This window comes from Clostridioides sp. ZZV15-6597 (assembly GCF_020657815.1).
Taxonomy (GTDB): Bacteria; Bacillota; Clostridia; order Peptostreptococcales; family Peptostreptococcaceae; genus Clostridioides.
Map to the genome: position 1 here is coordinate 47,726 of NZ_JAGWCT010000004.1, position 14,583 is coordinate 62,308.

14 protein-coding genes and 2 riboswitches are annotated in these 14,583 nt (G+C 29.9%); all 14 genes read right to left on the minus strand.

Going from position 1 to position 14,583, the window contains the following annotated elements:
- Positions 1 to 3: 3 nt before the first annotated feature.
- The 14 genes from KGF52_RS01880 to KGF52_RS01945 all read right to left on the minus strand — a co-directional run bounded on the left by KGF52_RS01880 (position 4) and on the right by KGF52_RS01945 (position 14,580).
- Positions 4 to 1,395 carry a YfcC family protein gene (locus KGF52_RS01880; RefSeq protein ID WP_227433860.1) on the minus strand — a complete coding sequence of 464 codons (1,392 nt, stop codon included), beginning with the start codon at positions 1,393 to 1,395 and terminating at the stop codon, positions 4 to 6.
- Positions 1,396 to 1,542: 147 nt separating this feature from the next.
- A riboswitch (Lysine riboswitch) is annotated at positions 1,543 to 1,722 on the minus strand.
- A 119-nt stretch (positions 1,723 to 1,841) separates the two neighbouring features.
- A complete protein-coding gene (locus KGF52_RS01885) occupies positions 1,842 to 2,663 on the minus strand; it encodes a class I SAM-dependent methyltransferase (RefSeq protein ID WP_227838961.1) in 822 nt (273 codons plus the stop codon).
- Positions 2,664 to 2,775: 112 nt separating this feature from the next.
- Positions 2,776 to 3,540 (minus strand): ATP-binding cassette domain-containing protein, encoded by a 765-nt coding sequence (locus tag KGF52_RS01890; RefSeq protein ID WP_227838962.1) that lies wholly within the window; start codon positions 3,538 to 3,540, stop codon positions 2,776 to 2,778.
- Positions 3,524 to 4,474 (minus strand): ABC transporter ATP-binding protein, encoded by a 951-nt coding sequence (locus tag KGF52_RS01895; RefSeq protein ID WP_227838963.1) that lies wholly within the window; start codon positions 4,472 to 4,474, stop codon positions 3,524 to 3,526. The genes KGF52_RS01890 and KGF52_RS01895 overlap by 17 nt, the downstream gene beginning before the upstream one ends.
- A gap of 13 nt (positions 4,475 to 4,487) precedes the next feature.
- Complete coding sequence (locus KGF52_RS01900) at positions 4,488 to 5,324, minus strand: ABC transporter permease (RefSeq protein WP_227830078.1); 837 nt, start codon at positions 5,322 to 5,324, stop codon at positions 4,488 to 4,490.
- 1 nt (position 5,325) lies between these two features.
- Positions 5,326 to 6,273 carry an ABC transporter permease gene (locus KGF52_RS21565; RefSeq protein ID WP_227830079.1) on the minus strand — a complete coding sequence of 316 codons (948 nt, stop codon included), beginning with the start codon at positions 6,271 to 6,273 and terminating at the stop codon, positions 5,326 to 5,328.
- Positions 6,273 to 7,853 carry an ABC transporter substrate-binding protein gene (locus tag KGF52_RS01910; RefSeq protein ID WP_227838964.1) on the minus strand — a complete coding sequence of 527 codons (1,581 nt, stop codon included), beginning with the start codon at positions 7,851 to 7,853 and terminating at the stop codon, positions 6,273 to 6,275. The genes KGF52_RS21565 and KGF52_RS01910 overlap by 1 nt, the downstream gene beginning before the upstream one ends.
- Before the next feature lie 161 nt (positions 7,854 to 8,014).
- Positions 8,015 to 8,152: riboswitch (cobalamin riboswitch) on the minus strand.
- A gap of 216 nt (positions 8,153 to 8,368) precedes the next feature.
- Positions 8,369 to 9,067 (minus strand): methyltransferase, encoded by a 699-nt coding sequence (locus KGF52_RS01915; protein WP_227838965.1) that lies wholly within the window; start codon positions 9,065 to 9,067, stop codon positions 8,369 to 8,371.
- 2 nt (positions 9,068 to 9,069) lie between these two features.
- Entirely contained in the window at positions 9,070 to 9,837 is a 768-nt protein-coding gene (locus KGF52_RS01920; protein WP_227838966.1) for a Rossmann-like domain-containing protein, read from the minus strand.
- Positions 9,821 to 10,876 carry an ATP-binding cassette domain-containing protein gene (locus KGF52_RS01925; RefSeq protein WP_227838967.1) on the minus strand — a complete coding sequence of 352 codons (1,056 nt, stop codon included), beginning with the start codon at positions 10,874 to 10,876 and terminating at the stop codon, positions 9,821 to 9,823. Before KGF52_RS01925 ends, KGF52_RS01920 begins: the two co-directional genes overlap by 17 nt.
- Complete coding sequence (locus KGF52_RS01930) at positions 10,866 to 11,561, minus strand: GTP-binding protein (RefSeq protein ID WP_227838968.1); 696 nt, start codon at positions 11,559 to 11,561, stop codon at positions 10,866 to 10,868. The genes KGF52_RS01925 and KGF52_RS01930 overlap by 11 nt, the downstream gene beginning before the upstream one ends.
- A gap of 118 nt (positions 11,562 to 11,679) precedes the next feature.
- Entirely contained in the window at positions 11,680 to 12,768 is a 1,089-nt protein-coding gene (locus tag KGF52_RS01935; protein WP_227838969.1) for an ABC transporter substrate-binding protein, read from the minus strand.
- Positions 12,769 to 12,788: 20 nt separating this feature from the next.
- A complete protein-coding gene (locus KGF52_RS01940) occupies positions 12,789 to 13,568 on the minus strand; it encodes an ABC transporter ATP-binding protein (protein ID WP_227830085.1) in 780 nt (259 codons plus the stop codon).
- Between the two features lies 1 nt (position 13,569).
- Entirely contained in the window at positions 13,570 to 14,580 is a 1,011-nt protein-coding gene (locus tag KGF52_RS01945; protein ID WP_413894795.1) for a FecCD family ABC transporter permease, read from the minus strand.
- Positions 14,581 to 14,583 lie beyond the last annotated feature (3 nt).

Sequence of the window (14,583 nt, forward strand, 5' to 3'; positions counted from 1 at the left end):
CTATTAGAATCCAACAAATAATCCTATTGTTAAAAATACCATTACAGTAATTGTTAATACTACCATTAAAGGCATTACAAATCTAACCCACTTTGACCAAGGAATATTAGCTACTGCTAGTGCTCCCATTAAAACACCTGATGTAGGTGTTATTAAATTAGTTACACCTATACCAAATTGATAAGCTGTAACTATCATTTGTCTAGATACATCTACTAAATCTCCAAGTGGTGCAAGTACAGGTATTGTAAGTGATGCAAGTCCTGATGCTGATGGTATAAAAAATGCTATTAAACCTTCTATTAAGAAAGTTAAATTTATAAATATAGTTTTTGGAAGTCCATTTAATAAATTTGCGGCAGAATTTAAAATTGTATCTATTATAAATCCATTTTCTGCTATTATTACTATTCCACGTGCAAATGCTATACATAACCCTGCTGTCATTAAATCTCCTGCTCCACTTATAAATGAATTGACTATGTCATCTTGTTTAAGCCCTGATGCTATTCCTGATATTATACCTATAGCTGTAAATATCATTGCAATTTCAGTTATGTACCATCCTAGCTTTAAAACTCCATATATCATAATTGCCATACCTATTGTGAAAATTGCTATTACCATAGCTTCTCTTTTTGTAAATTCTTTTATGTTTGTATCAGTATTAGCCATTGATTCTTGATTCAATGATATACCATGTACTAAAGACTTTTTAGGGTCTTTTTTAACTTTATTGGCATACATCATAACAAATCCTATAGATATAGCCATATATATTATAAACATAACAACTCTCAACTCTATCCCAGAACCTGGTGTTATTTGTGACAATGCTTGTGCTATTCCTACAGAGAAAGGATTAGTAGTAGCTGCTCCAAATCCAGCTGTTGCTCCTATAAATACTGTCGCCACTGCTGTTAATGAATCATATCCCATACTGGTCATGAGTGGAATAAATATCATATAAAAAGGTAGTGTTTCTTCACTCATTCCAAATGTTGTTCCACCTAATCCAAATAGAATCATTGATATAGGTATTATTAAAAATTGGAATCTCTTCATTTTATTTACAGTATGAGCTATAACAGCTTCTATAGCTCCTGTTTTATTAACTATTCCAAAAGCTCCTCCAACTATCAAAACAAATCCAACTACTTCAGCCGCATCTATAAATCCATTTATAGGTGCTGTAAATACATCAGTAATTCCCTGTGGATTTGATGCTGCTTTTTCATAAGTTCCAGCTACAACAACCGATCTTCCGTCTATATCTACCCTTTCAAAATTTCCACTTGGCACTATCCAAGTAAGAACTGCCATTACTACTATTAGTAAAAATATTATAGTAAGTGTCTGTGGCATAGTAAACTTTTTCTTTTTTAAACTGCTCATTTTTAATCTCCCCACTTTTTAAATTAAAATATTTTATTATTGATTCCCTTTTCTATCCTATTTTGTATAGATGTAAAAAAGCTCAACATGGATACATGTTGAGCTAAATGCGCTAAATACAATATACCTACATCTTCCCTTTATCTTAGTTAAGATAGCTCTCCATCAAAATTCGGGATAATTTTGATGACAGTGCTGTACTTATTAAATACAGCCCCAGCACTAGCTTTGGACACTAGCACTTCGGCACTTACTCCTTTTATATTGCTTCATTGGCTTCCAACCTCTTCAATATTAATCTTAGTAAATGCGACCTCTACCTCAATCTTTTTATTAGATGAGGTAATTCTTATTAAATTTTATTTATTCTAAATAATTGTAGCATAATATGTCGAGATTGTAAATATTTTCAGAAGAGTTTCTATGCTTCGATAATATTAACAAATCTAACTTATACTATTCCAGTATATAATTACAACTTTAGTATTATGTTTAAAAATATATTTGTTTTCTCTTTTTTCTATCATATTGTCTATATACTTATCTAACATATCACTAAAGTTAATCTTTTTATTTAATTCTGTTTCCATTTTAAAAAGTATATCCTCTATACTATTGAATTCAATTTCATTTTCAACATCAATAAATTTTATATCTGCACATATATTTAAAGAATGTAGTATATTTGGAATGTATATATAATCTGGACAAGTTCTATCTTTATCACCTAAATCCATATACAAATCATTAAATAATGGTTTTTGAATAGTTCTCACTATAATCACTTTTTCTCTAGCTAACTTATCCATCTTACTCAAAGCATCTTTAATATCCCAAATTCGATAAAGAGAATTCACAGATAAAATATAATCACTATGCCCAACATTAATCTCTTCCCATTTTCCTTGTACTATGTCTATATTAGTTATATTATGTTCACTAATCTTTCCTTCAAGCACATTAAGCATATCTATTGAAAAATCATTAGCAATTACACCTTTACATTTCTTAGAAAGTGGTATAGTAAATTTTCCAGTACCTGCACCAATTTCTATAAGATTTTTTCCTTCATCTATTAACTCATCTATAAAATCAAATACTTCTTTTGAATAATCATAAAGTGTTGGATTATCATCATATTTATGAGATAATTTTTTGAAAAATATTCTTTCCGCTTCATCATCAAAAGCTCTTTCTCTTGCATATCCTTCTTTACTTTCAATATACTCATGCCATTTTCTCTCAAAATCTATATCTTTATAATACATGATTAATCTTCCTTTCTAAAAGTGTTAGGGACAAGATTTGTAATTTTCTATACTCAAAAAACTACTCTTACTAATGTAATAATTGATTAACTAAACAATTGATTGCTATATTTTAAAAATTAGTGAAATTCTCAATAAGCTCTTTGGTATAAGCATGCTTTGCACTTTTATACAATTCCTTAGCCTCTATAGTTTCAACTATCTTGCCATTTAACATGACCGCAACCTCATCACTAACTTCTTTTACCAAGTCTATATCATGAGATATAAATAAATAGCTTATATTAAACTGTTTTTGAGCTTTCTTCAAAACCTGTATAACTTGAGCTTGCACAGATACATCTAACATTGATGTAGGTTCATCCAATATCATAAATTTAGGATTTAATAAAAGCACTCTAGCTAAGGCAACTCTTTGTATTTGTCCTCCACTTACTTGATGTGGGTATCTATTTAAAATTTCCTCACTAAGCCCAACAAAACTTAAGTATTCCATTATGTATTCTCTTGCTTTATTCTTTTCGTAGAGTTTATGAATTTTTAATGGCTCCACAAGGCTCCCATATATAGTTTTTTTAGGGCTTAGGGCAGAATCTGGATGTTGAAATATTATCTGCATCTCTTTTCTTAAATCCCTCATTTGAGAAAAATCATAATTACTGATATCTCTACCATTAAAATAAATTTTACCTCCATCAGATTTAATAAGTCTTAAAATAAGCCTTGATAAAGTTGATTTTCCGCATCCACTTTCTCCTACAAGACCTAATGTTTTTCCCTCTTTTATTTCAAACGATACATCATCTACCGCCTTGACTATCTTTTTATTGATTATTCCGCTTTTAAACTCCTTATAAAGGTTACAAACTTTTATCATAAAGAAAACACCTCACCTTTGAACCATTAACATCAAATAGTCTTGGTTCATAATCAATACATGTTTTTTTTGCAACCTTGCATCTTGGAGAAAATCTACATCCTTTTGGTAAGTTTGTTAAACTTGGTGCTACCCCTTCAATAGGTATTAATTTTTCATTTGGCTGTGAATCGATTAAACCTCTTGTATAAGGATGTAGTGGATTATTAAATATACTATTTTTTGGACCATCTTCTATGATTTTACCTGCATACATAACTACAACTTCATCACAAAGCTTTTTAGCCAGCATTAAATCATGAGTTATAAGTATCATACTAACACCCATATTATTTCTTAAATCATAAAATACTTCATATACTTGCTTTCTTATTGTTGCATCCAAACCTTTAGTTGGTTCATCTGCAACTATCCAGTTAGGTTTTAATGATGTCCCTATAGCTGCCAGTGCCCTTTGACTCATACCTCCACTTAGCTGAAATCCATACGAATTATAAACCAACTCACTATTTGATAAAAAGAATTTTTTTAATATCTCTAAACTTTTACTATTGCAAGAATTCTTTTTTTCTTTTCCATGATAATAAAAAAGTTCATTCATATGACTTCCTATTTTCAATATTGGATTAAAAGAACTTGATGGATTTTGGGGGATTAACGCTATTTTTTTCCCTCTGATTTCTCTAATTTCCTTTTCTTTAATTTTTAGCAAATCTTTTTCTTCATATAAAACACTGCCTGAAACAGTTGAATTATTAGATACAAGGTTCAAAATTCCTAGTCCTAGCACCGATTTTCCACTTCCAGTTTCTCCAATAATTCCTGTAATTCTACCACTTTGAAAGGTTCTAGATACTCCATCTACAGCTCTTACTTTTCCTTCTTTAGTATTAAAATGAATTTTTAAATCTTTTATACTTATATCTCTATTCATAGTTTTATTCCTTCTAAAGATATTGGCTTAAAGAGTTGCTTTTTTCATCAAACATATCCCTTAGTGCATCTCCAATTAAATTTATACTGCAACACAATAATAATATACTAAAACCAGGTGCTAATAATAGATTTGGATAGCTTCTAAAATGAGTCTTAGCATCATTTATCATAACACCCCAATCTGCTTGTGGAGGTTGTATTCCTAGACCTAAAAAACTTAACGATGCCATAGAAAGTACACTTTTTCCTATCCTTATTGTAAATAGTACTATAAAAGGAGCAAATATGTTTGGAATTATATAGTGCAAAATTATATAAAGATGACTAGCACCTAATGCTCTTGCACCTTCAACATATTTTTCTTCTTTTACCTTTAATACCTCTCCTCTAACTACTCTTGAAAAACCAGCCCAGGAAGTAAATACTATTGCAATTAATAAACTTTTTATACCTGGTCCAAGAACTCCAGCAAGAGCAATCATAAAGCTAAGACTGGGAAGACCTTGAAATATATTTACAATAGACTGGATTATCGTATCTACTATACCACCACAATATCCTGCTATTATACCTACAAAACTACCAAATAGCATTGTTAATAGGCTTGCTAAAAAAGCTAAAGATATGGATACTCTGGCTCCATATAATATTCTACTTAGAATATCTCTACCTAGAGTATCTGTTCCAAGTATATGCTCTCTAGAAATCCCCATTAACCTATCCTCCATTTGTACTTGATTAGGGTCATATGGAGCTAACTCTGGTGCAAACATTGCAACAAGTATCATAATTATTAGCACTAAAAAAGCTAGTTTATGTATAAATAACATTTCTTTAAATTTATCCATATTATTTACCTCCAACCCTCATTTTAGGATTAAGAAATAGGTAACATATATCTACAATTAAATTAAACACTATAAATATAATCCCTGTAAATAGCACATATCCTTGCACTACTGGATAATCCCTACTCATTATTCCTTGTATTACATAGCTTCCCATCCCTGGAATACTAAAAATAACCTCAACCACTGTGGAGCCTCCTAAAATAGCTCCAAAATAGTTTCCCAGAACAGTTACAATAGGCATTAATGAATTTAAAAAAGCATACTTAAAAATAACTATTTTATTTGGCAGGCCCTTAGCTTTTGCTACTGTTATATAGTTTTGTCCTATACTTTCTATTAAAGTTGCTCTATTTAGTCTTGCTACAGTTCCTATAGTTCCAGCTGCTAAAACAAATCCAGGCATTATTAAATGTTTAATTGTACCATACCCACTTGTAGGTAGCCATCTAAGATTCTCACAAAATATACTTAACATGATAATAGCTAACCAAAACCCTGGAATAGATGTCAGAAGTAATGATACAAAAGTGCCAATCTTATCTATCGTTGAATCCTTTTTTAAAGCCATGATTATAGCTAGTGGTATAGATAACACTATAACAAAAAACATAGCCATTAAAGATAAAGAGAAGGTTATTGGTAACCTTCTTAATATCTCTTCTGTGATTGATGTCTTTTTGATATAGGAAAGTCCTAAATCTCCAGTCATAGCTTTTTTAGTCCAATTAATATACTGAACTATAATATTATCATTTAACCCTAATTCTTCTCTAACTCTTTCTATTTCTTCATCTGTAGGAGCAGAAATACCATCCATGCTTAAATATTCAACTGCTGGGTCACCAGGTGCTATAACCCCTAATATAAATCCTAGAAAAGTTATTCCTATCAAAATAGGGATAGTCATCAATATCCTTCTAATTAAATATTTAAATGGTGTTTTCACTACTTACTCCACTCCATATTTGCTAATGTAGTTCCATATAATGTAGGTTTGTACCCAGTTATTTTTTTATTATAGGCAATTAAGTTAACATCTTCAAATAATGGTATAGCTGATGGATGTTCTGCTGATATATCTTGAAGTTCATCATATATTTTACGTCTTTCATCTAAGTCCATTGTTTTTTCTAATTGACCTATTAATTCATCTGCTCTTTCATTTTTATAGCCCAATGAATAAGCCATATTACTTGACCCTGTGCTTCTCATATAACTATCAAATATAGAAAATGGTTCTGCATTTGGAAGCCCTTGAGTGTGAAGTGCTATATCATAATTTCCTGTTTTTTGTGCTTCCTTAAAAGCCGCTCCATCAAGTATAGTTATTTTAGAGTTTAATCCAACTTCACTTAATACAGATTGTATATACTCTGCTACAGTTTTGTATGGATAACGGTCTACACCATAAGATGGTATTATAAACTCTAACTCTTTTGTTTCCCCTTTTAACTCATCCTTTATGATTTTTTTTGCTTTTTCTGCATCATAAACAGGTTTAATTTCCTTAGCAAAAGGAGAACCTTGATTCAATATATTCATAGTTGGAGTTCCATATCCTCCATAAAATTTATTTACTATAGTTTCTCTATCCAACAACAAACTTAGTGCTTCTTTTATCTTAACATTATTAAATGGTGCCCTAGTACCGTTTGTAGATACAAATTGAGTTATTGTTGATGGAGATGTTTTAATCTCAAAGTTTTCATCCTTTATTAGCTCACTAGCTAACTCTGGAGTAATAGCCCCTAAATCCATAACACCCATAATTTCCTCTGATTTAAGTGCTGTGTAACGAGTTTGTGCATCTTTAATTACATTTACTCTTACATTTTTAACTTTACTTTTATCTCCATAATAGTCTTGATTTCTCTCTAACAAAACAAATTGTTCTTTTTCTCTTTCTTTTATCTTGAATGGACCAGTTCCTTGTGCATATTTAGTAAAATCTCCCGTTTTTATATCAAAACACTCTGGACTATACATAGCACTTCCAAATCTAGCCATGTTATATATTAAAGTTGATATTGGTTTACTAAAAGTAAGTTTAACTTCATAGTCAGAAACTTTATCCACACTTAGTAAATTAGGATATGTCTTTTCTATATCAAACGAATAAAAAGGTGAGGATTTTGTTTTCATATTCATATAACGTTCAAAGTTTTTTACTACTGAATCTGCATTCAAATCTACACCATCATGAAATTTTACACCCTTCTTTATTGTAAATGTCCATTCTTTATAATCATCTGAATTTGACCACTTTTCTGCAAGTTCTGCCTTTGGTTTTCCATCATCACCCAATCCTACTAGCGGTTCCCAAACATAAAGTATAGAACTTGTGTAATAAGCATCTTGTTCACCTGGTGCCAAATCCCTAGCTGCTGCTAAAACTACTTCCTTTTCATTATTCATCTTGCTAACATCATTATTTTCCTCTGGTTTACTACACCCTGTTAGCAATGATAACATCAGCATAACTACTAAAATTATACTACTCAACTTCCCTTTTGAAATCTTCCTCATGATACATTTCCCCCTTATTTAGAAATATGAGCATAAAAAAAGTTATAGCAAATAATGCTATAACATCCCATTTTAATATGTATACTTTAAATTCTAAATTCCATATACAAAACAATAAATCTAGTTGCTCCCCCCTAAATTTATTTACTAATATTTAATGTAGGTATCTGACTTACATTTCATTTTCTCAGCCTTTCTAAATAACATCTGTTGGCTATGTAGAATTTATCCATGCTTACAGTGATGGGTTCGTGTTGGATTTTCACCAACTTCCCTACTCTTTAAATACGTTTATTCAATTCTTAGTTTAATTGTATGCAATCTTATATAAATTGTCAACTTAAATCAAAATATAGCACTATATGCAAAATTAAAAATTATAAATATATAGTAATTCATCCGATAAAAACACTACTTTTAATTTAGTATTTATATTTACTAGTTGTATATGTTACAAACTAAGTGTCTAAGCTTTATTATGAAATATAAATATTTAAATTAAAATTTACAATTATCTATCTATTAAAGTCTATTATAAAAACAGATATATTTTTTTCATACGGAAGGTAATAAGCTACTTTATCTCCTTTAACTACATTTTTCATAATATGATTGTATATAGTTTCATACTCTCCGCCTTCATCATAAGACTTAGCATACCTGACTATATCATCTTCACAAGTAAATGTCTGTCCAAATTCAAGACTTAATGGTATTAATTCATATTTAAGTTTCTTTTCATCTAATAATGATTTTAAATTTTTTGAACTATGTCTTTCTACCATGTCCATTCTTTTCTTAGATACTGGAATATGAGTTTTGGATTTATCATTAACAATTGCAATTAATCTATCACAGTGTTCAGTAAAAAATTCTATATTCTCATATGAAAAAAATGAAATTAATATAGTATCAAATCTTGTATTTATCTCTTTAAAATCTTTGACCATATATCTAATATTGTTTATATTATTGTCTTTTATTGATTTTTCTAAGTAATTTATAGCATTTTGGTTTATATCAATACAAGTTATATCTTTTAGTTCTTCGCTTAAATACATATCTATTAAACCTAATCCACAACCTACATCACAAAAAGTTTGGCTATCTTTGATGTATGGAATTATTTCTTTAGCTAATATCTTGTGAAAACCAGTATATTCACTTGCATCAACAAAAGATTTTATTGTAGTATCATTCCAATTCATTCTCATACTTAAATTTCCCCACTATCTTTTAAATTTACTTTCTGACCTGTACTGTAAAACATACTGTTTCTCTCATTTCCACTTATTATGCTCATTACTTTATCATGTTCTTTAATTACAAATCCTGATAAATCATTTACCCCATACTTAAATAATATAGGTGCCATTGGAGTTGCTGGACCTACCAATACCACATAAGCATTTTTACTTAATTCTAAATACCAAGGAAAAGTTTTTGTACTTAATGTATAACAAGATATAACTACAAAGTCCTGTTCAGGTAAGATATATGGTGCTGAAGTCTCTGGATAATCACCATATATATCTTCACTTTCTATTATGGATAAATCACACACAGGTGCAAATAGTTCTTCTAAATAGTGAAAATGACCTATAACCGCTACCTTTTTCCCCCTTATCATATTTTGGTATGAAATAAAAGGGTCATTAATTCTATCTTCTATAAAATTGTTTTCATTTAACTTTATATTATTTTCTTTTGAAATTTTTACAGAATTATAATAAGAATTTATTGCAGCTAAGCCAATTCCTGATTCTGTGATATTCCAAGACTTAATACATCCAGCTATTTCATGTAAAGATTTTCCTTTAAAAGATTTCACAAACTCTGGAGGACGCCCATCTTCATTATATACAAAACCTATACCACTACCTACACTACTTCTTACTAAAATATTATGTTGCCCAACAGCTATATCTTCAACGATTATATCCTTAGGAATTCCTTCTATTAAATCATCATAAATTTCCCACAAAGCCAGTTACCTCCTCCTGTACAATACTTTTTATTTCTTTTCTATTTAAGACTTCACCTTTTCTAACCTTGTGCCTAATATCTAGTAAAATATTATCTAAGCTTTCTATGTATTTAATACTTTCTATTTCTTCATCTGTCGTAGATATTACCTTTGAAATTCCACCATTTTTAATAACTATTCTTTTATCAGCATTTAAAGCTAATATAGGGTCATGTGTTGAAATTAAAATTATTTTTTCCTTTTTAGATAATAGTCTTAGAGCTTCTTTTCTATCTATACCTGCATTTTCAATTTCATCAATTAAAACTATCGGTGAAGAACTCATATATGCAGTATCCGATATCATAAGAGCCCTTGATTGACCTCCCGATAATTGAGTTATTTTTGTGGTTAATTCAAATTTTTCTCCAGCTAGTTTATTAGCACAATAAAAGCATTTTTTTACTATGTCATCTTGATTTTTACAGAAACGACTTTTAGAGTGCATTTGTAAAAATTCTTCTACTGTTAAATCCATTACAAAATTCATATTTTGTGAAAGTTGAGCTACTAACTTTCCATCCATAACAAAACGAGTTTCATCACTTGGAACACTTTCATTTATTAATATTTGTCTGTTAGTAGGAGTGTCTCTCTGGGCTAAACATTCAATATCCTCTAGCAGTCTACTTTTTCCTGAGCCTGTAGGTCCAACAATACTTATAATTTCTCCAGCCTTTATTTTCAGCGAAATAGCTTCTTTTTCTTTTAGCTTATTGTACCCACCATTAATAGTAATACTTTCTATATTTAAGCTCTCTTCATCTTGGTCAAATTCTTTTAAAAACTCCACCAATTTAATATATAATTCTTCTTTTTCTATACCAAAAGTTATATAAAATTCCTCATCTAAAGATTCTATTAAATTATTAAAAGTAATTGAGTCATCTATATTACTTAGATTATAATTTAAGAAAAAATCAAAGGCCATAGAATAGCTTTCTTTTATCTCTTCTATAGACATGTTTAGTAAATTTTCATAATTATCATATTTCATAGTCAAACTCCATTTTCTTTATCATCCCCATTTGATAAGATTCTCCAATTCTAGTCTCTCCAGTACAGTAAGAACACACTGATGCTGGTGTTGTAAAACGTAATTGCTTTTCTCTAAGCGTAGTTATTTCTTTTATATCACTTAAATATTTCTTAAGTAAAAATACTCCTTGTCCTGTGATTCCATTTATAAATATTATCTTAGCTTTTGAATTTACTTGACGTACATTAAAGGAAAATACCTCCCTTTCTGCTTGTGATACTATATCTCCTTTTGTAATTACAACAATATCAGCATATTTTAGCATTGGTCCTATTTTTCTAGGTGTATTTATCCCTGATAAATTATCTATTACACAAACTGCTGGTATAGTTTTTATATATGGTGAGCAACGATTACAAAGCCCTGCACTTTCAGTAATTAAAATATCTAAGTTTAATTTTTGAGACCAATAAAGTGCATCCTCAATATTACTTATAAAAAAATGGTCTGGACAAATTTTACCAGAAAGTCCAATTTGAACAGGTATATTATTCTCTTCATATCTAATCTGGTCAAAAGATGTAAGGCAGTCAAACTTTACTACTCCAACCTTATTTTCTTCTGCCTCCATAGCTTTAATTAGATGAAGAATAACGGATGTTTTTCCAGATGATGGTGGCCCCGCTACTGTAATTAGTTTCATATCAATTCCCCTTTTTATGAAAGAAAGTAGGTAAAATCCTACTTTCTTCTAATTTACATCTATATATTATTTATTAACTTTATGTCTATACATTATTTAGTAACTTTATATCTATATACTATTTAATAGCGTTTTTAGTTAATTTGCTATATTGTTCATCACTTAAATCAACATGATAAAATAACTTATAAAATTCTTTTGTTTTTTCTTTTAAATCATAATTAAAATTCTCTGGATAAAGTATTTCAGATAACCAAATCATACCCATATATCTATTTACAGATGGAGGGAATCCCATCCAATTATATGGAGTACTTGGTGCTTCATAGTATTTACCACTAGATATAGCACTTATTTTTTGCCATTCAGCCTGACTTCCTACTTTACTATATATACTCTGTGGTGCAAACACTATTACATCTGGATTCCATAAGTATAATTGTTCTAATGATACTTCATTTCCATTGCCTTTACTTGATGGGTCATCAAGCTTTGCAACATTATTTGCAAGTATATTAATAATTTCAGAGTGGAAAGACCCTTCTGCGATTATATTTGTTCCTGTATCTCCTAAGCAATAAGCAAGGTTTACTTTATTCTTATCACCTATTTTCTTCATCGTTTCTACAGTTGTATCATAAGTAGCTTTACAGTAATCAGCTAATACTTTTGCATTATCTTCTACATTTAAAATTTCCCCTAGCTTAGTGTAGCATTCTGACATATTAGCAGTTGTAGCTTCTATAAATATAGTTGGTATACCTGTTTGTTCTTGTATAGAATCTAAATCTTCTTTCATGCTACCTTTCTTCTCACCTATATCAATAATTACTTGTGGTTCTGCTGCTGCAAGGGCTTCCATATTTAAATCTCCCTTACCATAAAATTGACCAAAAACAGGAAGACTAGTATACTTTTTATCCACATAGTCTTTTGAATCATCTGTCCAATCTCCTGATAATCCAACTAACTTATCTGGTGCTACTGAAAATAGTACGATTTGTGCTAAACTTCCTGAAGGTGCTATTTTTTCAATATTTGCTGGAATCTCAACCTTTCTACCTACTGAATCAGTAAACATTATTGTTTTAGATGCGTTTTTATCCTCTTTTTCACCTTTAACATCATCATTTGATGATGTACATCCAACTAAAGATGTTATTGCTAAAGTTAGTACCAATAACAATGATAATAATTTCTTTTTCATTTTATCCCCCCTTAAGTAAATTATATAGTTACACTTTTTGGTATGCAGACTCTGATTTTGTCATCATATAAACTGTTTAATTCTACATCTACATTATATAATTTTTTAATTAGACCAGAATTAATTATGTACTTAGGCACACCAAAAGCTAATATTTCATGATTGTATAAAGCTAAAACCTTGTCTGCATACAAAAAGGCCTGGTCTGGATTGTGTGTTGACTGAATTATTATATATCCATCCCTCGTTAATTCTTTTACTGTATTTAATACTCTGATTTGATTACCATAATCTAAATCAGAGGTCGGCTCGTCCATAATAAGTATCTTTGCGTTTTGAGCTAAAGCTCTCGCAATAAGTACTAATTGTCTTTCTCCTCCACTTAAATTTACAAAACTCCTATCTTTTAAATAGGAAATTCCTATTTTGTCTAAAGATTCTTCAACTATTTCCATTTGTTTTTTAGTAGGTTTAGACATAGGTGAAATTTGTGATGTTGTTCCCATCAATACCATTTCAACAACGGAATAACTAAACACAGGATTATGAGACTGAGGGATATAAGCTATTTTTCTTGCTAGATTCTTAATTTTATAATCCTTCAAGTTTTTTCCATCCAATAATATTTCACCTTTATATCCTTTTAATAACTGAAGTATACACTTAAACATAGTACTTTTCCCTGCACCATTAGGTCCTAATATACATAGTAACTGACTACCTTCAACATTAAAGGATATTTGATTAAGTACATTTTGATCTTTATAAAAATAACTGAGATCTTTAACTTCTAAAATCATATTAATCCCCCCTTTTCGTAATCAGATATATGAAAAATGGTACACCAATAAATGATGTTAATATACCTATAGGTATCTCACTAGTCCATAAATTTCTAGATACATTATCAACTAACAACAAAAACGATGCTCCAAACATAGCTGATGTTGGCAATAAATAAACAAAGTTATTTCCAACTAATCTTCTAGATAAATGTGGTATTACAAGACCAACCCAACCTATCATTCCACTTACAGCAACACTTGCAGAAGTTAAAAGTGTAGCACATATAATAGTAATGAATCTTATACGCTTTGTATTTATCCCCATTGTTCTTGCCTCATCTTCTCCTACAGTCAATATGTTTATTTGCCAGCTAATAAGTATTAGAGGTACTATACCTATTAACATAGGAATAATCGCAAATTTTATATCAGATATTTTAGCTCCTGATAAACTCCCCATCAACCAATATGTAATTGCAGGTAACTGGTCATTAGGGTCTGCTACAAGTTTTATAAAAGATGTACCTGAAGAAAATAATGAACTTACCATAATACCAGATAAAATTAAGCCTAACACCTTACTTCCCTTTGTTCTTTCACTTATCAAATAAACTAAAATTACAGTAATTAAACTAAAAATGAATGCACTAACAGTAACCTCTCTACTGCTTTTATAAAGAAATAGCGCTAAAGCTGCTCCAAATGCTGCTCCTGATGATGCCCCTAGTATATCTGGTGATGCCATAGGATTTAAAAAAATATATTGATATGATGCTCCTGCAGCTGCCAATGCCCCACCTACTAAACATGCAAGTGCTATTCTTGGCAATCTAACATTTAAAAATATAGTTTCCATGCTATCTGTCCAAAACTTATCTATATTACATATTTTTGAAACTAAAATTCCAAATACTTGATGTGGTTCTACTGGATATTTTCCAAGTGCTAACGATACTAATATCAATACAATCAATATAATAACTAAACAAAGCATAATTAATTTATTACTTCTTACACTCTTACTCACTTA